The sequence below is a fragment of the Pseudomonas sp. TWI628 genome (assembly GCF_039673865.1).
GTDB lineage: Bacteria > Pseudomonadota > Gammaproteobacteria > Pseudomonadales > Pseudomonadaceae > Aquipseudomonas.
Map to the genome: position 1 here is coordinate 65,120 of NZ_JBDJMM010000018.1, position 26,551 is coordinate 91,670.

Here is a 26,551-nt window from a genome sequence, read left to right on the forward strand (position 1 = left end):
CTCAGGCCTGCGCCGTGGTGGCGGTCTCCAGCAGGCGCAACCAGTTCAGCCCCATGATGTTGGCCACGTCGGCCTCGGCAAAGCCGCGGGCACGCAGGCCCTGAGCGATGTTGCCGAAGTCGCGGCTGTCGCGGAACCACTGCAGCGGTGCCGGCCAGTGGGCGTTGTCCTTGGAGCCTTCGCCGTAGTCCTTGTCCTTGCTCCAGCGGCCATTGCGCATCCATTCGAGCACTGCCAGCGGTTGTGCCTGGCACAGGTCGGTGCCGATGCCGATATGCTCGATGCCCATCAGGTCGGCGGTGCGCGCCACCATGTCGCAGAAGCTTTCAAGGCTGCAGTCCGACGCACCCTTGAGGTGGAACGGGTAGGTGCTGAAGCCCAGCAGCCCGCCGGACTCGGCGATCCCGCGCAGCACCGCATCGGACTTGTTGCGCTTGGCGGCGTGGAAGCTCGTCGGGTTGGCGTGGGAAATGATGACTGGCCGGCTCGACAGCTCGATGGCTTCCAGGGTGCTGCGTTCGGCGCTGTGGGACATGTCGATGAGCATGCCGACCCGGTTCATTTCTGCGATCACCTGGCGGCCGAAGCGGCTGATGCCGTTATCCTCGCGCTCATAGCAACCGCTGGCCAGCAGGCTCTGGTTGTTGTAGGTGAGCTGCATGACGAACACCCCGAGCTGGCGGAACACCTCCACCAGGGCGATGTCGTCCTCGATCGGCGAGCAGTTCTGGAAGCCGAAGAAGATCCCCACCCGGCCTTCCTCGTGGGCCAGGCGAATGTCGCTGGCCGTGCGCACCGGGCGGATCAGCTCGGGCCAGGTTTCGAAGCGGCGGTTCCACTCACCCAGGCGCGACAGGGTCTCGCGGGCGTTCTCGTGGTAGGCGATGGTGGCGTGCACCGCGCTCAGGCCACCGGCCTGCATCTGCTGGAATATTTCCGGGCTCCAGTTGGAGTACTGCAGGCCGTCGATCATCAAGAGGTCGTGCATGGCGGGTATTCCTTCAGGGCCGCAGGTAGGTGGTCTTGACCACGGTGTAGAAGTCGCGGGCGTACTGGCCCTGTTCGCGGGGGCCGAAGCTCGAGGCTTTGCGGCCACCGAACGGCACGTGGTAGTCGGTGCCGGCGGTGGGCAGGTTGACCATCACGCAGCCGGTCTGGGCACCGCGCTTGAAGGCGCTGGCGTGGCGCAGCGACTGGGTGATGATGCCGGCGGTGAGGCCGTACTCGGTGTCGTTGAGCGTGGCCAGTGCTTCGTCGAAGTCACGTACGCGGATCACGCAGGCGATGGGGCCGAACACCTCCTCGCGGTTGATGCGCATGTCGTTGCGGCTGTCGATGAACAGCGCCGGGCGCATGTAGTAGCCGTCGTTCTCCAGTTGCAGGCGTTCGCCCCCTTCGATCAGGGTGGCGCCCTCGGCCTGGGCCAGCTGCAGGTACGCCAGGTTCTGTTGCAGCTGGCGCGCGTCGGCCACCGGGCCGATCTGCACGCCGGCCTCCAGGGCGTGACCGACCTTCAGCTGGCGCATGCGCAGGCGCAGGGCCTCGACGAAACGGTCGTGAATGCCTTCGCAGACGATCAGCCGTGAAGACGCCGTGCACTTCTGCCCGGTGCCGAAAAAGGCGCCGTTGAGGGCGCACTCCACCGCCAGGTCAAGGTCGGCGTCGTCCATTACCACCAAGGCATTCTTGCTGCCCATCTCCAGCTGGCAACGCACCAGGTTGCCCGCCGTGGCGACCGCGACGCGGCGGCCGGTCTGCAGCGAGCCGGTGAAGGTCAGGGCGTCGATCTCGGCCGACTGCACCAGGGTTTCGCCGACGCTGGCGCCGCTGCCCATGAGCAGGTTGAAGGTGCCGTTGGGCAGGCCCTGGCGGCTGATGATCTCGGTCAGCGCCCAGGCGCTGGCCGGCACCAGGTTGGCCGGCTTGAACACCACGGCGTTGCCGAAGGCCAACGCGGGGGCGATCTTCCAGGCGGCGGTGGCCATGGGGAAGTTCCACGGGGTGATGATGCCGACCACGCCTACGGGTTCACGATGCACTTCGATATCGATGCCGGGGCGCACCGAGGCGGCGGTCTCGCCCATCTGGCGCAGCACTTCGGCGGCGTAGTAATGGAAGAACTGGCCACTGCGGTTGACCTCGCCGATGCCTTCGGCCAGCGGTTTGCCTTCTTCACGCGAGAGCAGCTCACCGAGCTCTTCCTTGCGGGCGATCAGCTCGTCGCCGATGGCCATCAGCACCTGCTGGCGGGCCTCCAGGCCACTGGCGGCCCACTGCGGCTGGGCGGCGCGGGCGGCCTGGATGGCCTGCAGGGTTTGTTCGGCGCTGGCCTGGTGGTATTCGCCGATCAGGTCGCGGGTGTCCGAGGGGCTGCGGTTGCCCAGGGTGGCGTGGCCTTCGCACCACTGGCCATCGATGTAGTTCTTGTAGGTGTTGAGTGACATGGATGAAAGCCTCTGTTTGCCTGGCGTTCATCTTGCGAGCAATATGCAGCAAATAAAAATTAATAAAAAAAATGCTTTGATAAGGAAAGCTAACCATGTTGCCCGAGCTGAAAATCGCCCAGCTGCGCTACTTTCTGCTGGTCGCCGAACTCAAGAGCTTCCACGCCGCGGCCCGCCAGGCGTTTCGCACCCAGCCGGCGATATCGCTGGCCGTGCGCGAACTGGAGCAGAAGCTGGGCCAGGCGCTGATCGAGAAGGGCGGCGGCCGGGTCGAGCTGACTCCGTTCGGCGCGCATTGCCTGCCGTTGTTTCGCGGGCTCATCGAGCACCATGACCGCATTGCCCGCGAGGCCACCTTGCTGGCCCGCCACGAGATCGGCCAGGTCAGCATCGCCACCGTGCCGTCGGTGGCCAGCCGCATGTTGCCTGGGCCGTTGGCGCGTTTCGTTGCCGAGCACCCGAACGTGCAGGTCAGCATCCAGGACGGCACCGCCGAGCGCGTTCAGCAGTTGTTGGCCCAGGGGCAGGTGGACTTTGCCATCAGCAGCCTGTGGCTGGAGGATGAGCAGCTTGATTTTGCCCCGATCGTCAATGATCAGGTAGGTGTGGTGTGCCGCGCCGACCATCCACTGGCGCAGGCCGGCGATGCCCTGCACTGGTCGCAGTTGCAGGGGGTGCCGATGGTCCGCAACGGTACCTCGCAGCTGCTGGCAGGGACCGAGGCCGAATGCTTGCTGGAGCACAGCAGGCTGTTCGTCTCCAACATGATCTCGCTGATCGCGATGCTGGAGGAGGGAGTGGGCATCAGCACCTTGCCGTACCTGGCGTTCCCCCTGGAGAACGACAAGCTGGCGTTCGTGCCGCTGGTCGAACCCAAGGTGGAGCGGCACATCGGCATGCTGACGCGAAAGGGCCGCAGCCTGTCCCCTGCGGCAGCCGCGTTGCTGGCTTTTTTGCAGGTGCACCTGGCGACGGCCGGGTAACGTGGTGCTCCCCTTCACTTTGCCCCTGTCGGTCGGTTGAACGTTGCCAGGGGAGAGGGCTCATACATGCAAAGGGCACAGCGAGGAGTGTCACCCATGAGCATCGAACGCAGCATCCCCGAGCTTGAAGCCTGGTACGCCCAGTACGACGACATCAGCTACCGCCGCGCGTCGCCGGACGCCTACCACCATGAGCTGGTTCGCACCGCAGAGGCCCTGCGCGACGATGGTGCCATCGACTGGGACGACTGGCTGGCACTCAAGGCGCTGGCCGATGACGCCCATGTCCATGCGCTGGAGGATGCCGTGCAGGCCCACGTGAGCGACCCGGACGCATGAAAGCGCTGAAGATCGCCACGTTCAACCTCAACGGTATCCGCAGCCGCCTGCCGGCACTGCTGGCCTGGCTTGAGCGGGAACAGCCGGACATCGCCTGCCTGCAGGAACTCAAGGCACCCGACGCGCAGTTCCCGCGCCAGGCACTGGAGGCGGCCGGCTACGGCTGCCTCTACCAAGGGCAGCCGTCGTGGAACGGTGTGGCGATCCTGGCGCGTGGCAGCGAACCGTTGGAGGTACGGCGCGGCTTGCCCGGCATGGACGATGACGGCCAGAGCCGCTATCTGGAGGCTGCGGTGCATGGCGTGCTGGTGGCCTGCCTGTACCTGCCCAACGGCAACCCGCAGCCTGGGCCGAAGTTCGACTACAAGCTGCGGTGGTTCCAATGCCTGATCGAGCATGCCCAAGGGCTATACGCAAGCGGCCACCCGACGCTGCTGGCGGGCGATTTCAACGTGGTCCCCACCGACCTGGACATCTACAACCCACGCTCATGGCTGAAGGATGCGCTGCTGCAACCCGAGTCGCGAGCATGCTACCAGCAACTGCTGGACCAAGGCTGGGTCGATGCCATTCGCCATCTGCACCCTGACGAGCGCGTGTACACCTTCTGGGATTACTTCCGTAATCACTGGGCGCGCAATGCCGGGTTGCGCATCGACCACCTGCTGCTCAACCCGGACCTTGCGCCTTACCTGCGACGGGCCGGCGTCGACGCCTGGGTGCGCAACGAGGCCAAGGCCAGTGACCACGCGCCGGTGTGGATCGAGGTGGCCGGGCGCAAACAATGACTCACAACAGCGTGTCCAGGGTGATCGGAAACGCCCTGATGCGCTTGCCAGTGGCGTGGTAGATCGCGTTGGCGACTGCTGCGGCCACCCCGACCACGCCGATTTCGCCCACGCCTTTGGAGCCAAGATCGTTGACGATGTCGTCCTGTTCGTCGACAAATATCACCTCGACATCAGCGATGTCGGCATTGACCGGAATGTGATACTCGGCCAGGTTGTGGTTGAGTATCCGGCCTAGCGCGTGGTCAGTCTGGGCCTGTTCCTGCAAGGCCATGCCCAGGCCCCACACGACACCGCCGAGGATCTGGCTGCGAGCGGTTTTCGGGTTGACCACACGCCCGGCTGCGACGGCGCTGACCACGCGGTTGACCTTGATCGTGCCCAGCGCCTCATCCACCAGGACTTCGACGAACACGGCCGAGTGCGTGGCGGTGGAAAACGGTTCACGCTTCGCGCTCGGCTCTGCATCGATCTGTACTTCGAAGAAGCCTTTTTCCGATGTGGCAGCAATGTCCGAAAGCGCGATGCTCTGTTTGCCGAAATGCAGGTGACCGTCGGCGAAGGTGATTGCCTCCAAGGGCAGGCTGGCCAGTGCGGGGTAGGCCGCGCGGGCGCGCTCCAGCACCTTGCTGCGCAGGATCTGGCAGGCCTGCAGGACTGCCGCACCGACGGAGGAGACCGTGAACGAGCCACCCTGCAATGGCGCGGTGGGTAACGAGGAGTCGCCCAGCACGAAGGTCACGTCCGCTATCGGCAGGCCAACTGCGTCGGCGGCGATCTGGGTCATGACCGTGTAGGTGCCAGTACCGATATCGGTCGTCGCGCTGCTGACGGTCAAGTGGCCTTGCGCATCCAGCCGCGCCTTGGCGCTGGCTTTCATCTGCATGGCTTCCCACACGCCACCCGCCATGCCCCAACCGATCAGTTGCCGGCCTTTTCGCATGCTACGGGGTATGGCATTACGGCCGCTCCAGCCGAAGCGCCTGACGCCTTGGTCGTAGCAGGCCAGCAACGCCTTGCTGGAGTAGGGCTTGCCTTCGTTGCCGTTATGCTCGGTGAAATTGACCCGACGCAATTGCACCGGGTCAAGTTCGAGCGCACAGGCGAGTTCATCCATCGCACATTCCAGGGCAAGTACACCGGAGCCTGCACCGGGGGCACGCATGTCCAGCGGGGTGTACACGTCGAGCGGGGTCAGGCGATAGCTCAGCGCCACGTTATCGCAGCGGTAAAGCATGCCGCTCCACTCCACCAGGTGCTCGGTGAAGTCTTCGAAGCGAGACGTCTGGCCGATCGCGTCATGGGCAACGGCCAGCAACCGGCCGTCGGCATTTGCCCCCAGGCGCAGACGCTGCAGCGTGCGGGGCCGGTAACCAAAGGTGAACATCTGTTGGCGGGTGAGGGTGACCCTGACCGAACGTTTGAGTTGCAATGCGGCCATGACTGCAAGCGGCAACTGGTACTGCGGACGCAACCCTGAGCCAAACGCCCCGCCGACATACGCGGCCAGTACCCGGATGCGGTCCTTGGGCAGCCCGAACACCTTGTGCAGGTAGTCCTGGCAGTTCTGGGTGCCCTGGGTCTTGTCGTGTATCTCAAGCTGATCGCCGGGTTTGTAGAGGACCGTCGAGGCATGAGGTTCCATGGGGTTGTGATGCTCGTTGGCGGTCTGGTAGGTCGCATCGACCTTGACCGGCGCATGGGCGAACTGCCCGGCGAAGTCGCCACGGGGCGCTGGGGTCTCGGCAGGGGCCTTGTGGCTATGCTCGAGGGCGGCCAGCAAGTCGGTCTGGTGTGCCTCCTGGCTGTACTCGATCTTGATCAGGGAGCCTGCATAGCGGGCCAGTTCGAGGTTTTCGGCAACCACCAGTGCCAGCGGCTGCCCGCTGTACAGCACGCGGTCATTGAACAAAGGGCGAAAAGGCGCGCCTTCGGCCGAGTCTGCATCGCTGTAGTCATCGTCGTAACTGGATACCCGAGGGCGGTGGGCGTGGTCCAGCACGGCAACGACGCCGGTTACCTTCATCGCCTCGCTGCTGTCGATGTGAAGCACCCGGCCGCGGGCGATGGTGCTGCACACGACGCTACCATGCAGCAGCCCGGCTTCGGGGTATTCACCGGCATAGCGAGCCTGCCCGGTGACCTTTGCCACGCCATCGACGCGGTCCAGGGGCTGGCCGACAACAGTTGTAATGCCATTCATGGGGTGGCTCCTGCGTAGGTATTGCCAAAGGCGGCCTCACTGAGCGCACGCACGATGGCCCGCTGTGCGAGGGGGACCTTGAAACCGTTATGGCTCAGCGGCCTGGCACCTTGCAGCAACACGTGGGCGGCCTGGGTGAACAGTGCCTCGGAAGGCGCGTGGCCTTTGAGTACCTGTTCAGCGGTTGCTTCGCGCCAAGGCTTGTGCGCTACCCCGCCGAGTGCCAGACGGGCATCCTCAATGATGCCTCCCTTGATCTTCAGGCCAGCCGCGACCGATACCAGGGCGAAGGCATACGATGCACGGTCGCGAACCTTCAGGTAGCTGCAATGCGCCGCGAAGTCTGGCGGGGGCAACTCGATGGCGACGACAAGTTCATCGTCGCTCAAGTGATTGTCGCGCTCGGGTGCGTCACCCGGCAGGCGGTGGAAGTCTGCGAAGGCGATCTGGCGCTCATCGCGCGGGCCCTGCACGTGTATCACCGCCTCCAGGGCGGCCAGTGCCACGCACATGTCAGAGGGATGGGTGGCGACACAGGCGGCGCTGGCACCGAGGATGGCGTGCATCCGGTTCAGGCCTGTGCGCGCCGGGCAGCCGCTGCCGGGCTCGCGTTTGTTGCACGGCGTGCCGGTGTCGTAGAAGTATTGGCAGCGTGTGCGTTGCAGCAGGTTGCCGCCGGTGGTCGCCATGTTTCTCAATTGCGCTGAGGCGCCTGCCAGGATGGCCTGGGACAGCAGCGGGTAGCCCTGTTCGATCAGCGGGTGCCAGGCCAGCTCGCTATTGCTGACCAGTGCACCGATGCGCAAACCGCCGCTTGCCGTCGCTTCGATTGCCTGGAGCGGCAGGCCCGAGATGTCGATCAGGCGCTTGGGCTGTACCACGTTTTCCTTCATCAGGTCGACCAGGTTGGTGCCGCCGGCAATGAACCGGGAGGTTAAGTTTGCAAGGTTGATGGCTTCGTTGATAGTGGTGGGTTTGTGGTAGCTGAACGGGTTCATTTGCCTGCCTCCTGCATGAGCGGCAGGGCTTCTTCCACGGCCGCCACGATGTTGCCGTAGGCGCCGCAACGGCACAGGTTGCCGCTCATCTGCTCGCGTATGGCTTCGCGGCTGTCGGCCCGCCCTTCATGCGCAAGGCCGATGGCCGAGCAGATTTGCCCGGGGGTGCAATAGCCGCACTGGAACGCGTCATGGCTGATGAACGCACGCTGCATGGGGTGCAGCTGATCGCCGTTGGCCACGCCTTCGATGGTGACCAGTTCGGCGCCGTCGCACATGACCGCCAGGGTCAGGCAGGCATTCACACGCCGGCCGTCACGCAACACGGTGCAGGCGCCGCACTGGCCGTGGTCGCAGCCTTTCTTGGTGCCGATCAAGTCCAGCTGTTCACGCAGCAGGTCCAGCAGCGTCGTCCACGGCAAGACCTGCAGCGAGCGGGCCTGCCCGTTCAATGTCAGGCTTATGGAGTGCGCCTGGGCGCCCTCGGGAGTGATTGCACGCATGGGAGGTCCTCACGGTGGGTCATTTCTTGCCCGGCAATACCGAGCTGAGCACTTGTTTGGCCGTCTGCACGATCACGCCGGCCTGGTTCGGGTCACCCTGCAGCAGGGTGCTGGCGAACTTCTTCGCCTGTTCCAGCTTGATATGCGGCGGCAGCGGCGGCACGTTGGGGTCGGTCTTGAACTCGATCAGCACTGGCCGGTCGGCGGCCAAGGCCCGTTCCCAGGCGTCGGCGATGTCTTCCTCGCGTTCCACGTAGATGCCCTGCAGGCCGATGGAGATGGCGAACAGGTGGTAGGGCACGTCGGGGATCGACTGCGAGGCCTCGAACTTGGGGTCACCCTCTATTACCCGCTGCTCCCAGGTGACCTGGTTGAGGTCTTCGTTGTTGAACACTGCGCAGATCCACTGCGGGTTGTCCCACTGCTGCCAGTACTTGGCCACGGTGATCAGCTCGGCCAGGTTGCTCATCTGCATGGCGCCATCCCCGACCAGGGCGACCACCGCCCGTTGCGGGTGGGCGAACTTGGCGGCAATCGCATAGGGCACCGCCGCGCCCATGCTGGCCAGGCCACCGGACAGCGAGCACTGCATGCCCTGGCGGATTTGCAGGTCGCGGGCGAACCAGTTGGCGCAGGAGCCAGAATCGCTGCTGATAATGGCGTTGTCGGGCAGGCGTGGGGACAGTTCGTAAACCACGCGTTGCGGGTTGATCGGCTCGGCCTTGACCAAGGCGCGCTTTTCCAGGGTCTTGTCCCAGTGCGCCCGCCAGCTTTCGACCTTGTCACGCCAGCGCCGGTCCGCCTTGTGCTCCAGCAGTGGCAGCAACGCGTGCAGGGTTTGCGCAGCGTCGCCCACCAGGTTCACTTCCATCGGGTAGCGCAGGCTGAGCATGTCCGGTTGCAGGTCGATCTGCACCCCGCGGGCCTGGCCTTCCTTGGGCAGGAATTCGGCATAGGGGAAGCCTGAGCCGATCATCAGCAAGGTGTCGCATTCGTTCATCAGCTGGTAGCTGGGTTCGGTGCCGAGCAGGCCGATGGAGCCGGTGACCCAGGGCAGGTCATCTGGCAGCACGGCCTTGCCCAGCAGCGCCTTGGCCACGCCTGCGCCGAGTTTTTCCGCGAGCGCAATGACCTGCTCGGTAGCCTGCAGCGCGCCGGCCCCAACCAGTATCGCCACCTTGCGCCCAGCGTTGAGCACGTCGGCGGCGCGCTGCAGGTCCTCGTCGAAGGGGACAACCTTGGGCTTGCTGTAGCCGATGCCGGAATGCACCGTGCCATGGGCTCTGGGCGGCTCGCTGTAGGGCAGGTCCTGCAGGTCGTTGGGCAGGATGATTGCGGTGACGCGGCGCTCGCCGACAGCCGTGCGCACGGCGCGGTCGAGCAGGTGGCGCACTTGCTCGGGCGTAGAGGCCTGCTGGACGAAGGCACCGGCCACATCCTTGAACATCGACAGCAGGTCGAGTTCTTGCTGGTAGTGCCCGCCAAGCGCGGCGCGCGCCTGCTGGCCGACGATGGCCAGCACCGGCTGGTGGTCCATGCGCGCATCGTACAGGCCGGTAAGCAGGTGCGAGGCACCGGGGCCGGAGGTGGCGATGCAGACACCCAGTTCGCCCGTGAACTTGGCGTGGGCGCTGGCCATGAACGCGGCCATTTCTTCGTGGCGGGCCTGGATGAACTCGATCTTGCCGTTGGCCCGGCTCAGGGCGCCGAACACGCCATTGATGCCATCGCCGGGGTAGCCAAAGATGCGCCGCACGCCCCATTGATACAAGCGCTCCACCAGAAAGTCGCCTACCGTGCCAGTCATTGCCTTCTCCCGGAATGTCCTTGATAGGGGTCTGGACTTGGCTGGGTTTGGGAAAGTTTCAACGGTGTTCGCGTCTGTCGGCTGACCGGAACCTCGTCAGGCTCGCCGGCTTCCCAGGCACATCGACTACCGGACGAGGATGAACGCAGATGAGTGATATCGATACCACCAGCGGCAACTTGCAGACCTTGCTTTTTGAAGATGATGGGGCCACGCCCAACAACCGTTTTCCGGTACTGCTGTACCGCTTTCAGCTAGACCCTGCAGATGACAATGCCAGCGCGTTCGAAGCGCTGTTCTCGGCACACCAGTGGACGCCCCTGTGGCGTGCTGGCATTTTCGCCTACCACCATTATCACCCCAACGCCCACGAGGCCTTGGGCGTCGCCAGTGGCCATGCGCAGGTTACCCTTGGCGGCGAAGCGGGGCAGACGCTGAGTGTCAAAGCGGGCGATGTGCTGGTATTGCCGGCGGGTACCGGTCATCGCTGCGTCGAAGCCAGCGATGACTTTCTGGTGGTCGGCGCCTATCCGCACGGGCAGGAAGCGTACGACATCCAGCGTCCGGATCGTGCATCGCACCAACAGGCGCTGGCGCGCATCGCTGCAGTACCCGTCCCCGCGCAGGACCCGGCCACAGGCATGCAGATGAGCCACTGGCATAACCGAACAGCAAGCGACTGATGGCGCACTGTGATCTTGGCAGCCTGGTCGGTGTGACCGGTTCTCTCAAACCCACTCGACCCGGTCGGCCAGCCTGCTGGCTCGCTGCATCAGCACTTCGGCCGGCGTCGCGTTGCTGATGGCCAGGCGCAGGCGCCCGAGGCAGCGGCCTTGAATAGGCTCGATAGAGGCCGAATGCAGGCTCACACCTTCGCCCAGTGCCGCGCTGATAGCCGGCAGGTCGGGCTGCAATTGCTGGTTGCCGGTGTAATGCAGGTCGATGTAGCGGCGGCCAGGGGCAGTGGCCTTGTGCGGCAGGGCAGCATCGCTCAGCAGGATGCGGCTGACAGGGTGTTGGGGGTTGCCGAACACTTGCCACACCTCACCGGCCTCGACGATACGGCCTTGTTCCAGCACCGCCACGCGGTCACACAGGTCGCGTATCACCTGCATTTCGTGGGTGATCAGGACGATGGTCAGGCCCAGCCGCTGGTTGATGTCGCGCAACAGTTCAAGCACCGACTCGGTACTTTGCGGGTCGAGAGCCGAGGTGGCCTCGTCGCACAGCAGGATCTGGGGTTGCAACACCAGCGCCCGGGCAATGCCCACGCGCTGCTTCTGGCCGCCTGACAGCTGGGCCGGGTAGTCCCCGGCGCGACCTGCCAGGCCGACCAGTTGCAACAGTTCCTGCACCCGGGCGGCGCGCTGCGCGCGCGGCACGCCGGCCATGCGCAGCGGTAGTTCGACATTCTCCCCGACGGTGCTGTTGGCCAGCAGGTTGAAGTGCTGGAAGATCATCGCCACCTTGCGCCGCAAGGCCTGCAGGGGCTTGCCCTGCAGCCCGGCAATGTCCTGGCCGTCGATCAGCACCTGGCCAGCGCTGGGGGCCTCCAGGCGGTTGAGCAGGCGCAACAGCGAGGACTTGCCCGCGCCACTGCGGCCAATGATGCCGAACACCTCGCCGCGGCGTATCTCCAGGTCGATGGCATCCAGCGCACTGACCCCGCCATAGCGCTTGTGGATGCCCTGCAGTCGCAAGTGGGCCTGGGCTGGCTGGAGCTGTTGCTGAAAGCGGCTCATGGCTCAGAACCCCGGGGCGATCTGGCCCTTGTAGCGGGTCAGGATGAAATTGCGTACTTCTGGCGAATTGAGCGCCTTGGCCAGTTTCTGGATGCCCGGGTCCTGGAGGTTGTCGGGGCGGGCGACCAGGTATTCGACGTACAGGTCCTTGCCTTTTTCGACGATCAGCGCGCTGTTGGTATCGATACCGGCCTCCAGTGCGTAGTTGGCGAAGACGAAGGCCAGGTCTACCTGCTTGACCGAGCGGGCCAGCATGGCGCCTTCCAGCTCGCGGATCTTCAGGTGGCGCGGGTTGTCGATGATGTCGCGCTGGGTCGATTGCGGGTTGCTCGGATCCTTGAGTTTGAGCAACCCAGCCTCGGCCAGCAGCACCAGGGCGCGGCCGGTATTCACCGGGTCATTGGGGATGGCCACGCTGGCGCCCTCGGGCAGCTCGGCCAGGGTCTTGTACTTGGCCGAATAGGCACCGAACGGCTCGATGTGCACGCCGACCACCGGGACCAGGTCGGTATGCCGGGTCTGGTTGAAGTCGTTGAGGAACGGCCGGTATTGGTAGTAGTTGGCATCCAGGTGCTTTTGCGCCAGTTGCAGGTTGGGCTGGATGAAGTCGTTGAACACCTTGATGTCGAGGTCCACGCCTTCCTTGGCCAGGGCCGGTTTGACGAATTCGAGGATCTCGGCGTGGGGCACCGGTGTGGCACCCACGACCAGGTGTTCGGCGGCCTGGGCGCTGAAGGCGATGAAGGCGGCGAGGGCAGTGAAGGTCTTTCTCATGATGGCAATACCTTGAGGGGAGTCAGCGTCGGGTGAAATGTCTTACCAGGCGGTCGCCACTCATCTGCAGCACCTGCACCAGCAGGATCAGCAGCAGCACGGTGACCACCATCACATCGGTCTGGAAGCGCTGGTAGCCGAAGCGGATCGCCAGGTCGCCGAGGCCGCCGCCGCCGATCACGCCGGCCATGGCGGTGTAGTCGACCAGCACGATGGCGGTGACCGTGACGGCCGCGATCAGCCCGGTGCGCGCTTCGGGCAGCAGGGTGTAGCGGATGATCTGGGCGATGCTGCCGCCCATGGCCTGGCTGGCCTCCACCAGGCCGCGGTCGACTTCGCGCAGGGCGGTTTCCACCAGGCGTGCGAAGAACGGCGTGCAACCGACCACCAGCGGCGGGATGGTGCCCTTGACCCCGAGCGAGGTGCCGGTCAGCAGCGTGGTCACCGGGATCAGTACGATCAGCAGGATGATGAACGGCAGCGAACGCAGCACGTTGACCACCACGGAAAGACCACGGTAGAGCGGCCCGTTGGCCAGCAGTTGGCGTTGCCCGGTGAGGTACAGCAACACCCCCAGGGGCAGCCCGAACAGCACGGTGAAGCCCAGGGCCGCGCCCAGCATGCTCAAGGTATCGAGGCAGGCCTGGGCGATTTCCGCCCAGTCAAGGTTGCTTAGCAGTTCGTTCATCGGCGAGCCTCACGGCGCAGGGCGGCAACCGGGTGCGATCCGCCCAGGCGGTCACCGCGGCCGAACAGCTTGTGGCGCAACGTGCCGGGTTGGTAGGCACGCTTGAACAGCCCGCGGGCTTGCAGTTCTGGCACCAGCAGGTCGACCACCGCTTCGAAGGTTTCCGGCGCGACCACGCTGGCCAGGTTGAAGCCGTCGACATCGGTTTCCTCCACCCACTCCTGCAATTGATCGGCCACGGTCTGTGCCGAGCCCACCAGCACCGGGCCGTCACCACCGATGGCGCAGTATTCGGCAATTTCGGCAGTGGTCCAGGTGCGTGTCGGGTCGGCACGGGTGAAGGCTTCCACGGCGGACTGGATGGCGTCGCTGGGCACGTCGCGCAGCACCTGGTCGGGCGCGTATTCGGCGAAGTCGATACCGGTCCAGCCCGACATCAGTGCCAAGGCGCCGCTGGCGCTGGCGTACTGGCGATACTCCTCGAGCAGGGCCAGGGCCTGCTGGTCGGTGGGCGCGACGATGACCGTCAGTTGTTCGAGGATCTGTACCTCATCGGCTGCGCGGCCGCTGGCAGCCACCGCCGCGCGCAGTTCGGCCACCTGCTTGCGCAGCACCGCCTTGCTGGGTGCGGCGACGAACACGCACTCGGCATTGGCGGCGGCGAAGGCACGGCCGCGGCTCGATGCGCCGGCCTGGTAGATCACTGGCGAGCGTTGCGGCGAGGGTTCGCTCAAGTGAAAACCCGGCACCTTGAACCAGCTGCCCTGGTGGTCGATGCCATGGACCTTGCGCGGGTCGACATACACCCCGGTTTCCCGGTTGGCCTGGACCGCATCATCGTCCCAGCTGGTTTCCCAGAGTTTGTAGCAGACCTGCAGGTATTCCTCGGCCAGGGCATAACGCTGATCGTGGCTGAGGGGCGGCTGCCCCAGGTTACGCGCGCCGCTGGCGAGGTAAGAGGTGACGATGTTCCAGCCGGCGCGCCCCTGGGTCAGGTGATCGAGGGTGCTCATGCGCCGGGCGAACGGGTAGGGGTGTTCGAACGACACCGACGCGGTCACGCCGAAGCCCAGGTGGCGGGTGGCTGCGGCCATGGCGGGCACCAGCTGCAAGGGGTCGTTGACCGGTACCTGGGCGGCGTTGCGCAAGGCCGCGTCGGCATTGCCGCCAAACACGTCATACACGCCCAGCACGTCGGCGATGAACAGGCCATCGATGCAGCCCCGCTCCAGGGTCTTGGCAAGCGCTACCCAATAATGGATATCGGTGTAGCGGGTGGCCTGGTCCCGCGGGTGGCGCCAGAGCCCGGGCGAAAGGTGGCCGACGGTGTTCATGGCAAAGGCATTGAGGCGGATCTGCTTGGTCATGGTCGGGCAGCCTCAGTTCCAGTCATGGCGGGCAGGCTTGATGCCGTTCAAGGCCCAGTTGCCGACCAGGTGATATTTCCAGCGCACCGGGTCGTGCAGGGTATGCACCCGGGCGTTGCGCCAGTGGCGGTCGAAGTTGTGCCGAGTCAGCGACGAGCGCGTGCCGCCCAGTTCGAACAGGCGGTTGCTGGCTTCGATGGCCACCTCGGTGGTGAGCACCTTGGCCTTGGCCACGGCCACCGAGGCCAAGGCCACGTTGTCTTCATCCGGTGCCGGTCTGGCCGCATCCAGCGCCAGGCCCGCGCGTTCCAGCAGCGCCTCGGCCGCTTCCTGGCGGATTTCCAGTGAGCCGACCTGGATGATGGTCAGTGGGTCTTCGCTGGCCTTTTCGACCTTGGCATCGATCCACGGGCGGGCGTGCTGGCGCACGAAGGCAATGGTGTCGTCCAGTGCCGCACGGCCGATGCCGGCATCGATGGCGGCGGTGGTGAGCTGGGCGAAGGGGCCTGCCAGGGTCGGGCTCTCGTAGGAGCGGTAGCTGGGGAACAGGTTGAATGCCGCTACCCGCAGGCCATCGAGCAGCACGGTGCCGCTGGAGGTGGTGCGTTGGCCCATGCTGCTCCAGTCGTCGACGATCACCAGGCCTGGCGTACCACGTTCGACGAATGCCAGCTGCGCACGGTCCTGCTCATCCAGTGCCAGTACCCCGATCCAGTGGGCGTACAACGAGCCGGTGCAGTAGCCTTTGCGTCCATCGATGCGAAAGCCGTCGCCTTCGGCCACCAGTCGGGTGCTGATGTCCTGGACGGTCTTGCCGCCGGTTTCCGACAGGGCATTGGCAAAGCGATGGCCCTGCAGCACCAGGCCGAAGAAGTGGCGTTGCTGTTCGGGGGTGCCTTGCAGGCGGATGTCTTCGAGCAGGCAGTAATGATTCTGCGGAATTTGCCCCAACGACGGATCGGCGGCCGAGACGATGGCGATGACCTGGGCGAGCGTGGCGAACGAGACCTCGGCACCGCCATAGGCGCGTGGCACGGTGATGCCCCACAGCCCGCTGTTGGAGAAGGCGTCGACAATGTCTGCCGGCACTTCGCGCTGTCGATCACGTTCGGCTGCGCCTTCGCGCAGCAGTGCCGCCACCTGGTGGGCGACGGCGATCGCTTCGGCGTCGTCGTGGATGATGTGCGCTGCGGGGCGGCGGATATCGTAGGCAGCAGAGAGGATTTCGCTAGGCATGGACAACTCGATGTGTAGTCGGACGACTTCACATTGCAGCTGTTGTGCCAGCCCCTGTGCCCCTGCAAAACCGGGGGTTGCAGCTGACTGATGCTGATTCTTCCTGTGTAAAAGCACTGGCAACTGTTGCTGAGGTGTTGGCCCGGCAACAGTGGCATGGTCGGGTTCACTTGTGCAGTGCTTGCACCAACTCTGCCTTGGTCATCTTCGAGCGTCCCTTGATGCCTTTGCTGCGCGCCTCCTTGAGCAGGCTGTCTTTGGTCTGGCTTTGCAGCGAGGTGCTCGATGTGCGGGCATGACCTTCGCGTGACTTGGCTGCTCGCTTGGCCGAGTCCGAGCGGGCGGTTTTCTTCTCGGCAGATGAGGTCTTGCTGCCCGAACCGCTCGACTTCTCGCCACCCCCGGACTGCTTGTTGACGGTGGCCCAGGCGCGCGCCTCGGCTTCATCCTTCGGCACGCCCTTATGTTCGTAGCTCTCCTCGATGTGCTCGGCCTTGCGCTTCTGCTTGTCGGTGTATTTGTCCTTGTCGCCGCGTGGCATGGCAGTCACTCCTGCAGGGTGTGTATGCACGGTTGAAGGCGCTGGGTGCGTGGAGTGCCATCGAATGGACGGGCGGCGTGCTCACGGCTCGCTGATCTGCGACAGCGGCCTGGCCACGTGTTCCAGCGAACGCCGCTCGGCCGCCACGCCCCAGATTGCCTGGGTCAGGCCGGCGATGATCATCAGCGCCGCGCCAATCAGGTAACCGTACAGCACGTTGACACGTTCGCCGCTTTCGATCAGCGCTGCGAACAAGGTTGGCCCGATCAGGCCACCCAGACCGGTACCGAAGGCATAGAACACGGCAATGGCCAGGGCGCGGATTTCCAGCGGGAAGGTCTCCGCCACCGTGAGGTAGGCCGAACTGGCCGCCGCCGAGGCGAAGAAAAAGATCACCATCCAGGCGATGGTCTGCTGGGTAACGTCGATCAGTTCCTGTTGGAACAGGTAGCCGCTGACGGCCAGCAGCACGCCCGAGACCAGGTAGGTCGAGCTGATCATGATGCGCCTGCCGACCACGTCGAACAGCCTGCCCAGCAGCAGCGGGCCACAGAAGTTGCCCAGGGCGAAGGGCAGGATGTACCAGCCCACCTTGGCCGCTGGTACGCCGTAGAAGTCGGTGAGCACCAGCGCATAGGTAAAGAAGATCCCGTTATAGAAGAATGCCTGGGCGGTAAGCAAGGCCAGGCCTACCAGTGCGCGGCGCCGATGCTCGACGAACAGGCTGTGGAACACCTCGCGCAACGGCGTATGGTCGCGGGCGCGCAGGCGCAGGGGTGGGGCCTGCAGCGGTGGGATCGCGATGCCGCGCGCATGGTAATGGCGTTCGATGCCGGCGACGATGCGCTCGGCGTGTGCCGGCTGGTTGTGGATCATCAGCCAGCGCGGGCTTTCCGGGATCCACAGGCGCATCAGCATGATCAGCAAGCCCAGCACCGCGCCGATGCCGAAGCACAGGCGCCAGCCCAGATCGCCACCGACGACTATCGGGTCGAGCAGGACCACGGCACCAATCGCACCGAGCGCTGCGCCGATCCAGAAGGTACCGTTGATGGTCAGGTCGACCCAGCCGCGATAGCGTGCCGGGGTGAATTCCTGGATAGTCGAGTTGATCGCCGTGTATTCGCCGCCGATACCGGCGCCGGTAAGGAAGCGGAACAGCAGGAAGCTCCACAAGTTCCAGGAAAGCGCGGTCGCAGCCGTGGCACCGATGTACAGGAACAAGGTGATGAAGAACAGCCTGCGCCGCCCCAGGCGGTCGGTCAGCCAGCCGAACAACAGCGCACCGAGGACCGCCCCGGCAATGTAGCTGGCGCCTGCCAGGCCAATGTCGGTGTTGCTCAGGTGCAGAGCAGGGCTGGCCTTGAGCGCGCCGGCCACCGAGCCCGCCAGGGTGACTTCCAGGCCGTCGAGCAGCCAGGTGATGCCCAGTGCCAGTACCAACAGGGTGTGAAAGCGCGTCCACGGCAGGCGGTCGAGGCGGGCGGGGATGTCGGTGCTGTACAGGCGCTCCTGGGCAGCGCCGGTCTGCTGCAAGGCTTGTGTCGTCACTGCAATGCCTTCATTCAACCGTCCGATTGCTCCTCTGGTGGAACCTGCCCCTCTGGCCAGTCTGGAGCTTCCTGTTGCGGTTCCGCTTCTGGCTTGGGCACGGGCTCGCCCGGATTGTGCGGCACTTCGTCGACATACGGGTCAGGGTGGTTGGGGTCGATCATGGCCTGTCTCCTGAAAGGTTGGTTACCTCCTGTTAGGGCGTGCAGGTGCGTTGGCTGTTCAATCCGATTCGCCAGTGGCTGCGATGGTGTTTGCACTGGAGCGAGTGGGTCAAACGTGATTAGTTCTGTAGGCCAGCGGTGAAGGCTGAGATAATGAAGGCCAATCACAAGGGCCATGCCATGCTGTCCATCTCCAATAACGTGCATTTGCCAGATGCCGAGATCGAACTGACCTACATCCGCGCGCAAGGCGCAGGCGGGCAGAATGTCAACAAGGTGTCCAGCGCCGTGCACCTGCGGTTCGACATTCGAGCCTCGTCGTTGCCCGAGTTTTACAAGGAGCGGCTGCTGGCGCTGCGTGACAGCCGCATCACCGGCGATGGCGTGCTGATCATCAAGGCCCAACAGTACCGCACCCAGGAGCAGAACCGCGCTGACGCATTGGCGCGTCTTGCCGAGTTGATCATCACTGCGGGCAAGGTCGAGAAGAAACGCCGGCCAACCAAGCCGACTCTGGGCTCGAAGACACGCCGGCTTGAAGGAAAAGCCAGGCGCAGTGATGTCAAGGCGGGGCGGGGGAAGGTGGAGTTCTAGAGTGAACCCGTTTTAACTGAGAGATGCATGCCTTGAGGTCTTCAGCGCCTGTGAGATCGAGCGCCGCCCGCGCGGCGCTCGATCTCACAGGCGCTGAAAATCGCCCGCCAGCCACCTGCCAGCCCGAACGTGCATTACCATGGCGATCCCATTACTTCACATGCCGGAGCCTTCCCATGAGCAACACCTCATTCCGCCAACCCGTCATCGCTGACGCCGAGCGCTGCTACGCGATCGAAATCGGTGCCTACGAGGGCGACGAGGCGGCCACGCTGGAGAAGATCCGCACGCGTATCAGCCAATACCCCGAAGGCTTCCTGCTGCTCCAGGACCCCCACGGCATCGTCGGCTTCATCAACAGTGGCTGCGCCCACGAGGTGGTGATGTCCGACGAGGCCTTCAAGGAACTGGTCGGCCACGACCCGCAGGCGCCCAATGTGGTGATCATGTCGGTGGTGGTGGACCCGGCTCACCAGGGCAAGGGCTACGCCAAACGACTGATGCGGGAGTTCATCAGCCGCATGCAGGCGCAGGGCAAGCAGAGCATCCACCTGATGTGCAAGGAACAGCACGTCGAGCTGTACCGCAAGATGGGCTACCAGTATGTGCGGCCTTCGCCCTCGGACCACGGTGGCATGGCCTGGCATGAAATGGTCATGGCGCTCTGACGTAGCGGGTAACTTGTGTCGAGGGCACGGCAACGCATCTAGTCACATTTGGTTACCAAGGAATGACAGCCCGCTGACGGTGTGCCCCGTACTAGAGGGGGTTAAAGCATCCACTGCCATTCAACAGTCACAAAGCTGTAACACAGCTGCTGCAAAGTGTGCTGGCCATCACACGGAGCGCTTTTTCCATGATACGCCTGATGAAGTCTGCTGCACTTGCCGTTGCCGTCTCGCTTAGCGCCACCTCGGCCTTTGCCGCAGACAACGTTCGCCTGACCGGTTCCGGCGCGAGCTTCCCAGCACCGATCTACCTGACCTGGTTCAAGGACTTCAGCAAGAACACGGCTGGCGTCACCGTCGACTACCAATCCAAGGGGAGCGGGGCAGGGGTTCAGGACTTCCTGAACAAAACCGTCGATTTCGCCGCCAGCGACTCGGCCATGAGCGAAGCAGACATTGCCAAGGTCGGCGAAGGCGTGCAGTTGCTGCCGATGACCGCCGGTGAAATCGTCCTGGCCTACAACCTGCCAGGCAACCCGAAAGGCCTGAAGCTGCCGCGCGATGTGTACTCCAACATCTTCCTCGGCAAGATCACCCAGTGGAACGACCCACAGATCGTCAAGGCCAACCCGGGCCTGAAGCTGCCTGAGCTGCCGATCACCGTGGTCGTGCGTGCCGACTCCAGCGGTACCAACGCTGTCTTCACCAAGCACCTGTCGGCCATCAACGCCGACTTCAAGAAAGACCTGGGTGAAGGCAACACCGTCAACTGGCCGGCCACCGACAAGTTCATCAAGTCGCCGAAGAACGATGGCGTGACCGCCACCGTTCGCCAGACCCCGGGCGCCATCGGCTACATCGAATACGGCTTCGCCAAACTGGCCAAGGTCGACTTCGCCGAGCTGGAAAACAAGGCCGGCCAGTACGTCGTGCCGAACGCCGAAAGCGGTGCCGAAGCACTGGCTGCGGTGAAGATGCCGGAAAACCTGATTGCTCACCTGCCAGACCCGGAAGGTGCCAAGTCCTACCCGATCACTTCCTACACCTGGATGATCTTCCGCAAGGACAACGGCAGCCCGGAAAAGGCCAAGGCCATGCGTGACATGGTCGAGTACGGCCTGACCCACGGCCAGAAGATCGCCGACTCGATGGGCTACATCCCGCTGCCGCCGTCGGTTGTCGATGAAGTGCGCAAAGCGTCGCAGAGCATCCAGTAATACCTTCAGGCGCTCCCGGCGTGGTGTGACCACCATGCCGGGGGTGTTTGCCCTTAGTCCCGGAATCAGCTAAATGAACACACCTTTTGCCATACCGGATAACCCAGACTCCGCGTGCCAGCCACCGTCAACCAAGGACTTCCTGGTCGATCGCACCTTCCGTGCCCTTGCACGTATCGGTGTGGTGCTGATTCTCGCGCTGGTTTTCGCGTTGGTATACGAAGTAGGACGCAAAGCACTTCCAGGAATGGAAAAGCACGGGTTTGACGTGCTGTTCGGCAGTGTGTGGGACGTCAACCAGGGCAAATACGGCATTTTGCCAGCCATTTGGGGCACGCTTTACAGCGCCCTGATCGCCTTGTTGATCGCCGGTTTCTTTGGCGTCAGCATGGCCATTTTCCTCACCCAGGATTTCTTGCCGGCGAGGCTCGCCGCGGTGTTTCGCACCATCGTCGAGCTGCTCGCCGCCATCCCCAGCGTCGTCTACGGCCTGTGGGGCATCTATGTCGTGATTCCGGCCATCCGGCCGTTGACCGCCTGGCTGAACAGCGAGCTGGGCTGGATCCCGTTCTTCGGCACCTCCCTGAGTGGCCCCGGCCTGCTGCCGGCGGCGTTGGTGCTGGCGATCATGATCCTGCCGACCATTGCCGCGGTTTCCCAGGATGCGCTGACCAGCGTCCCGATGAAGACCAAGCAGGCTGCCTACGGCATGGGTACCACCCATTGGGAAGCCATCCTCAAAGTCATGGTGCCGTCGGCCGCCACCGGCATCTTCGGCTCGCTGGTGCTGGGCCTTGGCCGCGCACTGGGCGAAACCATGGCCCTGGCGATGCTGGTGGGTAACGCCAACACCATCACCCTTTCCCTGTTTGCCCCGGCCAACACGCTGGCAGCCTTGCTGGCGCTGAACTTCCCTGAGGCCGGGCCGAACGAGATCGAGGTGCTGATGTACGCAGCACTGGTGCTGATGTTCATCACCTTGCTGGTGAACGTGTTCGGTTCGATGATCATGCTCTACGCCCAGCGGGGTAACAAATAATGACTGACCTCACTGCAGCCACCGCCTCATTGCCCAGCCTGCAACGCCGCTTCGAAGGCCGTGCCCTGCGCAGCCTGGTGCTGACCTCCACGGTCTGGTGCGTGGCCCTGCTGGCCAGCGTGCCGCTGATTTCCGTGCTGTACATGCTGATCACCCGTGGCGGTGCGCGCCTGAGCCTGGAAGTGTTCACCGAGCTGCCACCCACCGGTTTCGAGATGGGCGGTGGTTTCGGTAACGCCCTGGCCGGTACCTTTGTCATGGTTGGCATCGCCGCCGCCATCGCGGTGCCGGTCGGCATCCTCGCGGCGGTGTTCCTCGCCGAACTCGGGCCTGAGAGCAAGCTGGCCAACGCCTCGCGCTTTGCCGCGAAGATGCTCACCGGCCTGCCGTCGATCCTCGCCGGTGTATTCGCCTACGCCCTGGTGGTGATGACCACCGGTAGCTACTCGGCCCCGGCCGGTGGCGTGGCGCTGGCGGTACTGATGCTGCCGATCGTCGTGCTGACCGCTGAAGAAGCCATGAAGATGGTGCCCAAGATCATGAAGGACGCCGCCTACGGCATGGGCTGCACCCGCGCCCAGGTGATCTGCAAGATCGTCCTGCCGACCGGCATGCCGGCCATCCTCACCGGCGTCATGCTGGCCGTGGCCCGCGCCGCGGGCGAAACCGCGCCGCTGCTGTTTACCGCGCTGTTCAGCAACTACTGGATCTACCACGATGGCAGCCTGGCCGTCATGAACCCCACGGCATCGCTTGCCGTACTGATCTACAACTTCTCCGGCATGCCGTTCGACAACCAGCTGGAGCTCGCCTGGGCGGCCTCGCTGGTGTTGGTGATGATCGTGCTGGTAGTCAACATTCTTAGCCGCATTTTCGGCAAGCCCAAGTACTGAGAAAGGGAGCATTCGACCGTGAACGTATCAACTGCACAGAGAGCCGCTCCCATGGTCAGCGAAGCGCCAATCGTCATGGACTGCAAGCTGGACAAGATTTTCTACGGCAACTTCATGGCCGTGCGTGACAGCCATGTACCGATCCGCAAGAACGAGATCACCGGTTTCATCGGCCCGTCCGGCTGCGGCAAGAGTACCGTGCTGCGCAGCCTCAACCGCATGAACGACCTGGTCAAAGGCTTCCGCTTCGAAGGCCATGTGCACTTCCTTGGCCAGGATGTCTACGGCAAGGGCGTGGACCCGGTGGTGGTGCGCCGCTACATCGGCATGGTGTTCCAGCAGCCTAACCCGTTCTCCATGAGCATCTTCGACAACGTCGCCTTCGGCCTGCGCCTGAACCGCTACAAGGGTGACATCGGCGACCGCGTCAAGCACGCCCTGCAAGGCGCCGCGCTGTGGGACGAGGTCAAGGACAAGCTCAAGGTCAGCGGCCTGTCGCTGTCCGGCGGCCAGCAGCAGCGCCTGTGCATCGCCCGTGCCATCGCCACCGAGCCGGAAGTGCTGCTGCTTGACGAGCCATGCTCGGCACTCGACCCGATCGCCACCCGTCGCGTGGAAGAGCTGATGGTCGAGCTGAAGAAGGACTACACCATCGCCCTGGTCACCCACAACATGCAGCAGGCGATCCGTGTGGCCGACACCACCGCGTTCTTCTCGGTCGACATCTCCCAGGGCACCCGTACCGGTTACCTGGTGGAGATGGGCCCGACCACGCAGATCTTCCAGAATCCGCGTGAGCAGCTGACCAGTGACTACATCAGCGGCAAGTTCAGCTGAAGAGATGACCAATGGATGCGACATGTCGTCTTGACCTGCCAGCGGTAGAGCGCGCACTGCGCGAAGTGCAGGGCCGCTTTGGCGAACTCAGCCAACACTTCACCGAACCGCGTGATCCGTTCACCGACGAGGTGTTGCTCAATGTGCTTGAAGGCTATGCCTTGATTGACGACTATGTCGCACGGGGTGTGGACCTGTTCGACCTGCAGCAGTTGAACCTGATGCTGGAGATCAACGCCACCGTGCTGTGCGGCAGCGACCCGGCGCGCCGCCGCGAGTTCGCCCCCCACCTCGCGGCCACCGAGGCACGCTTTTTCAACAACGTGGAAGGCGGCATCAAGGATCTGTACAACTGGTATTGCGCGTACCGCAGCGAGTCCATCTGGAAACGCGCAGCCGGTGTCTATGTACGCATCCTCAGCAAGCCGCAGTTGTTCATCGAAGGGAACAATCGCACGGGATCGCTCATTGTCAGCTATCTGCTGATGCGTGCCGGGCTGCCGCCGTTCGTGCTGACGCTGGACAACGCCGAGGGTTACTTCAACCCGTCCTCGGTCATTCGCAACTCCGCCAAGCATGGTGTGAAAGCTTTGTACGAATTGCCCAAGATCAAGAAAAAGTACGCGGCCTTCCTCGAAGCGAAGGCGCCTGAACCCGAACAGTTCTTCCTGCGCGGCACCTGCGCGCCAGCCCGTCAGGGGAGCCGATGATGCAAAGGTATTCGATGCTGGAGCAGGGCAAGGCCGGTGGGCGACGTGCGTGGCAAGCCATCGGGCGCAAATTCAGGCGCCCGCAGATGCGCATTTCCTTCGATATCGATGACACGCTCGCCTGCCTGCCGCACCACGCCGATGAAGAACAGAGCAAGCTGCCGGCGTTCCTCCATCGCTGGCTGGGCGAACCGCTGCGCAGTGGCACGCGCTCGCTGATCCGTGACCTGCGCCGCCAGGGCTGCAGCATCTGGATCTATACCTCGTCGGGCCGCACACCGGCCTATATCCGCCGTTGGCTGATGCTCTATGGCATTCATGTCGACGGTGTGGTCAACAGTGATCGCCACCAGCATGTGCTGTTGCAGCACGGGCTTGAGAATGCCCCCTCGAAGTACCCGCCGGCATTCGACATCGACTTGCATGTCGACGATTCCGAAGGGGTCGGGATCGAGGGCTTTGACCACGGGTTCCGCGTGGTGGTGGTCAACCCGGAAGATGACAGCTGGGCGCAGAAGGTAATGGATGCGGCGGAACAGGTGCAGGCTCAGCTGGCCTGGCAGCAACCGCAGCGGTTTCAGGTGCCGGTGCGTCGGCGTGAGCAAGCGCTGGCTTCCTGAGCGTCTGCTGCCCTGGGGCATTTGATAGCACCCTGTGGTCGCCTTGGAATGTGCATCGCCTATGCGACCGAGCGCCGCCCGCGCGGCGCTCGATCTTTGATCAATGGTGCGCACTGTCCACGGCGATGCCTTCGCCAGACACTTCCATGTACTTGGCGCTGCGGTTGGCAATGGCGTAGTGAATCAACCCGCCAAGGCCCGCGCCGAAGAACCAGGAGAACTGCGACAGCGTCTCGAACGCCGGCACCAGCGCCAGCAGGATGGCGATCAGCGAAGCCGGGATGAACGCCGCCACGGCGCGCAGGTTGACCCCGCCGCGGTAGTGATAGGCACCCTCAGGGCTTTCGCTGTACAACTCGGGCAGGTTCACCCGGCCGCGGCGTACCAGGTAGTAGTCGGTGACCATGATCCCGTACAGCGGGCCGAGCAGGGCACCCAGGCCTCCGAGGAAGTACACGATCACCGACGGGCTGTTGTACAGGTGCCAGGGCAGGATCACCACCGCGATGGTGGCGCTGAGCAAGCCTGCGCGGCGGAAGTTCAGCACCTTCGGTGCCAGGTTGGTGAGCACGAAGGCCGGGGCGACGAAGTTGGCCATGATGTTCACCGCCACGGTGACGAGCAGGAAGGCCAGGCAGGCCAGCACCAGGCCGGCGGTGTTGGGAATGGCGGCGACGATTTCGCTGGGGCTTTGCACCAGCTTGCCGTCGATGCTGAATTGCGCACCGGCGAGCACCACGGCGATCAACGCGAAGCCGAGCATGTTCACCGGCAGGCCCCAGAAGTTGCCCACGCTGATGGTCCGTCGATCCGGGCAGTTACGCGTGAAGTCGCAGAAGTTGAGAATCATGGTGCCGTACAGCGACACCCACAGTGCGGCGGCACCGAGCACTTTCAACCACATGCCGGAGCCGGTCGGCGCGTTGCCGCTGGACCAGGCAATCGACAGCCCGCTGCGCCAGTACATCCAGCCTGCCAGGCCGCTGAAGGCGACCAGGATGATCGGCCCGGCGAGGGATTCGAAGCGGCGCACCATTTCCATGCCATAGGCGAAGATCGCCACCTGCACGCACCAGATGCCAAGGAAAGTCACCCAGCCCAGGGTCGACAGGCCGAGGATCGAGTTCTGGTCGTAGGGCTTGAGGTCCGGCGCGATGGCGGTGAGCAATACGCGCAGGACCACCGAGGCGAGGTAGGTCTGGATGCCGAACCAGGCGATGGCTATCACCGCGCGGATCAGAGCCGGGATCTGCGCGCCATGGATGCCGAAGCTGATCCGGCACATGACCGGGTAGGGCAGGCCGGTCTTCTGCCCCATGTAGCCGGACAGGTTCATCAGGCCGTAGATCACCAGTGCACCGAGGGCGAAGGCAGTGAGGATCTGCGCGCCGCTCATGCCCAGGGCGAACAGGCCGATGGCGAAGGAGTAGTTGGCGATGTTGTGCACGTCGTTGGTCCACAGCGCAAACAGGCTGTAGCGCCCCCAGGTGCGATTGGCCGCACGGGTCGGCGCAAGGTCGCTACTGTACAGGCGTGGGCTCAACGGCGACTCACTGGAGCCGGCCGTTTCGGCGGGGCAATCGGCAAGCTGGCCAACATCGGAACGGGAAATCGACGCCATCGGGACTCCATGATGGTTGTGTACTTTTATTATTTGTATTTGTATACAAACAAGATTCGTACCAACCCATGGGCGTGCAGGAATTCACGGCGTCTGCGCTTTCTCAACGGTTTTTTGCGTTGTGGATTACGCTTTGAAGTGGGAAGTTTGTGCACATGTTTGTGCGCCGTTGTTACCGCCGCGCACCGCGATGATGCTCTGGGTGGCTTGCGGGGCATGTTGCG

27 protein-coding genes are annotated in these 26,551 nt (G+C 64.0%); 12 read left to right on the plus strand and 15 right to left on the minus strand.

The genetic code is table 11. The features are described 5' to 3' along the window. Position 1: 1 nt before the first annotated feature. Together ABE528_RS15730 and ABE528_RS15735 are read right to left on the minus strand one after the other, a co-directional pair. Positions 2–988 carry a dipeptidase gene (locus ABE528_RS15730; RefSeq protein ID WP_346653442.1) on the minus strand — a complete coding sequence of 329 codons (987 nt, stop codon included), beginning with the start codon at positions 986–988 and terminating at the stop codon, positions 2–4. Positions 989–1,001: 13 nt separating this feature from the next. Next, positions 1,002–2,444 carry an aldehyde dehydrogenase family protein gene (locus ABE528_RS15735; RefSeq protein ID WP_152956512.1) on the minus strand — a complete coding sequence of 481 codons (1,443 nt, stop codon included), beginning with the start codon at positions 2,442–2,444 and terminating at the stop codon, positions 1,002–1,004. 95 nt (positions 2,445–2,539) lie between these two features. Here ABE528_RS15735 and ABE528_RS15740 point away from each other — a divergent pair, with 95 nt between their 5' ends. From ABE528_RS15740 to xth, 3 genes are all read left to right on the plus strand, one after another. Next, positions 2,540–3,427 carry a LysR substrate-binding domain-containing protein gene (locus ABE528_RS15740; RefSeq protein ID WP_346653443.1) on the plus strand — a complete coding sequence of 296 codons (888 nt, stop codon included), beginning with the start codon at positions 2,540–2,542 and terminating at the stop codon, positions 3,425–3,427. Between the two features lie 96 nt (positions 3,428–3,523). After that, a complete protein-coding gene (locus ABE528_RS15745; RefSeq protein WP_152956514.1) occupies positions 3,524–3,766 on the plus strand; it encodes a hypothetical protein in 243 nt (80 codons plus the stop codon). Next, positions 3,763–4,554 (plus strand): exodeoxyribonuclease III, encoded by a 792-nt coding sequence (gene xth / locus ABE528_RS15750; protein ID WP_346653444.1) that lies wholly within the window; start codon positions 3,763–3,765, stop codon positions 4,552–4,554. Before ABE528_RS15745 ends, xth begins: the two co-directional genes overlap by 4 nt. Before the next feature lies 1 nt (position 4,555). On the opposite strand, the gene ABE528_RS15755 is transcribed toward xth, so the two are convergent. Genes ABE528_RS15755 through ABE528_RS15770 form a run of 4 tightly spaced genes read right to left on the minus strand, consistent with a single transcriptional unit; the run spans position 4,556 to position 10,065 of the window. Next, the gene (locus tag ABE528_RS15755) at positions 4,556–6,757 is read right to left on the minus strand and encodes a xanthine dehydrogenase family protein molybdopterin-binding subunit (RefSeq protein WP_346653445.1); all 2,202 of its coding nucleotides are present in this window, start codon (positions 6,755–6,757) and stop codon (positions 4,556–4,558) included. After that, complete coding sequence (locus tag ABE528_RS15760; RefSeq protein WP_346653446.1) at positions 6,754–7,755, minus strand: xanthine dehydrogenase family protein subunit M; 1,002 nt, start codon at positions 7,753–7,755, stop codon at positions 6,754–6,756. Before ABE528_RS15760 ends, ABE528_RS15755 begins: the two co-directional genes overlap by 4 nt. Beyond that, on the minus strand, positions 7,752–8,258 hold the full coding sequence (locus tag ABE528_RS15765; protein ID WP_346653447.1) for a (2Fe-2S)-binding protein: 507 nt from the start codon (positions 8,256–8,258) through the stop codon (positions 7,752–7,754). The genes ABE528_RS15760 and ABE528_RS15765 overlap by 4 nt, the downstream gene beginning before the upstream one ends. A 19-nt stretch (positions 8,259–8,277) precedes the next feature. After that, entirely contained in the window at positions 8,278–10,065 is a 1,788-nt protein-coding gene (locus tag ABE528_RS15770) for a thiamine pyrophosphate-requiring protein (protein ID WP_346653448.1), read from the minus strand. A 149-nt stretch (positions 10,066–10,214) separates the two neighbouring features. Here ABE528_RS15770 and ABE528_RS15775 point away from each other — a divergent pair, with 149 nt between their 5' ends. Next, positions 10,215–10,748, plus strand: a complete 534-nt coding sequence (locus ABE528_RS15775) for a cupin domain-containing protein (protein WP_346653449.1) — start codon at positions 10,215–10,217, stop codon at positions 10,746–10,748. Between the two features lie 45 nt (positions 10,749–10,793). Here ABE528_RS15775 and ABE528_RS15780 read toward each other — a convergent pair whose 3' ends face one another. The 8 genes from ABE528_RS15780 to ABE528_RS15815 all read right to left on the minus strand — a co-directional run bounded on the left by ABE528_RS15780 (position 10,794) and on the right by ABE528_RS15815 (position 18,128). Continuing rightward, positions 10,794–11,807 (minus strand): methionine ABC transporter ATP-binding protein, encoded by a 1,014-nt coding sequence (locus tag ABE528_RS15780; RefSeq protein ID WP_346653450.1) that lies wholly within the window; start codon positions 11,805–11,807, stop codon positions 10,794–10,796. 3 nt (positions 11,808–11,810) lie between these two features. After that, complete coding sequence (locus ABE528_RS15785) at positions 11,811–12,581, minus strand: MetQ/NlpA family ABC transporter substrate-binding protein (RefSeq protein WP_152956522.1); 771 nt, start codon at positions 12,579–12,581, stop codon at positions 11,811–11,813. A gap of 22 nt (positions 12,582–12,603) precedes the next feature. Beyond that, positions 12,604–13,269: a methionine ABC transporter permease gene (locus tag ABE528_RS15790; protein ID WP_346653451.1), complete on the minus strand. Its 666-nt coding sequence runs from the start codon at positions 13,267–13,269 to the stop codon at positions 12,604–12,606. Further along, entirely contained in the window at positions 13,266–14,636 is a 1,371-nt protein-coding gene (locus ABE528_RS15795) for an LLM class flavin-dependent oxidoreductase (protein WP_152956524.1), read from the minus strand. Before ABE528_RS15795 ends, ABE528_RS15790 begins: the two co-directional genes overlap by 4 nt. Positions 14,637–14,648: 12 nt before the next feature. Continuing rightward, positions 14,649–15,872, minus strand: coding sequence for an SfnB family sulfur acquisition oxidoreductase (locus ABE528_RS15800; protein ID WP_152956525.1), 1,224 nt, complete (start codon positions 15,870–15,872; stop codon positions 14,649–14,651). A 166-nt stretch (positions 15,873–16,038) separates the two neighbouring features. Further along, entirely contained in the window at positions 16,039–16,413 is a 375-nt protein-coding gene (locus ABE528_RS15805; RefSeq protein ID WP_346653452.1) for a termination factor Rho, read from the minus strand. Between the two features lie 81 nt (positions 16,414–16,494). Next, positions 16,495–17,964, minus strand: coding sequence for an MFS transporter (locus tag ABE528_RS15810; RefSeq protein WP_346653453.1), 1,470 nt, complete (start codon positions 17,962–17,964; stop codon positions 16,495–16,497). Positions 17,965–17,978: 14 nt separating this feature from the next. Beyond that, on the minus strand, positions 17,979–18,128 hold the full coding sequence (locus ABE528_RS15815) for a hypothetical protein (protein ID WP_346653454.1): 150 nt from the start codon (positions 18,126–18,128) through the stop codon (positions 17,979–17,981). Between the two features lie 180 nt (positions 18,129–18,308). On the opposite strand from ABE528_RS15815, the gene arfB reads away from it, so the two are divergent. From arfB to ABE528_RS15855, 8 genes are all read left to right on the plus strand, one after another. After that, positions 18,309–18,722 carry an alternative ribosome rescue aminoacyl-tRNA hydrolase ArfB gene (gene arfB / locus ABE528_RS15820; RefSeq protein WP_152956534.1) on the plus strand — a complete coding sequence of 138 codons (414 nt, stop codon included), beginning with the start codon at positions 18,309–18,311 and terminating at the stop codon, positions 18,720–18,722. 176 nt (positions 18,723–18,898) lie between these two features. Beyond that, positions 18,899–19,390, plus strand: coding sequence for a GNAT family N-acetyltransferase (locus ABE528_RS15825; protein ID WP_346653455.1), 492 nt, complete (start codon positions 18,899–18,901; stop codon positions 19,388–19,390). Positions 19,391–19,578: 188 nt separating this feature from the next. Beyond that, a complete protein-coding gene (gene pstS / locus ABE528_RS15830; RefSeq protein WP_346653456.1) occupies positions 19,579–20,607 on the plus strand; it encodes a phosphate ABC transporter substrate-binding protein PstS in 1,029 nt (342 codons plus the stop codon). 73 nt (positions 20,608–20,680) lie between these two features. Further along, positions 20,681–21,646 (plus strand): phosphate ABC transporter permease subunit PstC, encoded by a 966-nt coding sequence (gene pstC, locus ABE528_RS15835; protein WP_079228597.1) that lies wholly within the window; start codon positions 20,681–20,683, stop codon positions 21,644–21,646. Then, positions 21,646–22,539: a phosphate ABC transporter permease PstA gene (gene pstA / locus ABE528_RS15840; protein WP_346653457.1), complete on the plus strand. Its 894-nt coding sequence runs from the start codon at positions 21,646–21,648 to the stop codon at positions 22,537–22,539. Before pstC ends, pstA begins: the two co-directional genes overlap by 1 nt. Before the next feature lie 51 nt (positions 22,540–22,590). Beyond that, positions 22,591–23,376 carry a phosphate ABC transporter ATP-binding protein PstB gene (gene pstB / locus ABE528_RS15845; RefSeq protein WP_027918791.1) on the plus strand — a complete coding sequence of 262 codons (786 nt, stop codon included), beginning with the start codon at positions 22,591–22,593 and terminating at the stop codon, positions 23,374–23,376. An 11-nt stretch (positions 23,377–23,387) separates the two neighbouring features. Then, a complete protein-coding gene (locus ABE528_RS15850) occupies positions 23,388–24,086 on the plus strand; it encodes a hypothetical protein (protein WP_346653458.1) in 699 nt (232 codons plus the stop codon). Further along, entirely contained in the window at positions 24,086–24,706 is a 621-nt protein-coding gene (locus ABE528_RS15855; RefSeq protein WP_346653459.1) for a hypothetical protein, read from the plus strand. The genes ABE528_RS15850 and ABE528_RS15855 overlap by 1 nt, the downstream gene beginning before the upstream one ends. Before the next feature lie 100 nt (positions 24,707–24,806). Here the strand turns inward: ABE528_RS15855 and ABE528_RS15860 are convergent, their stop codons facing one another. Further along, the gene (locus tag ABE528_RS15860; protein ID WP_152954265.1) at positions 24,807–26,327 is read right to left on the minus strand and encodes an NCS1 family nucleobase:cation symporter-1; all 1,521 of its coding nucleotides are present in this window, start codon (positions 26,325–26,327) and stop codon (positions 24,807–24,809) included. Between the last annotated feature and the right edge of the window lie 224 nt (positions 26,328–26,551).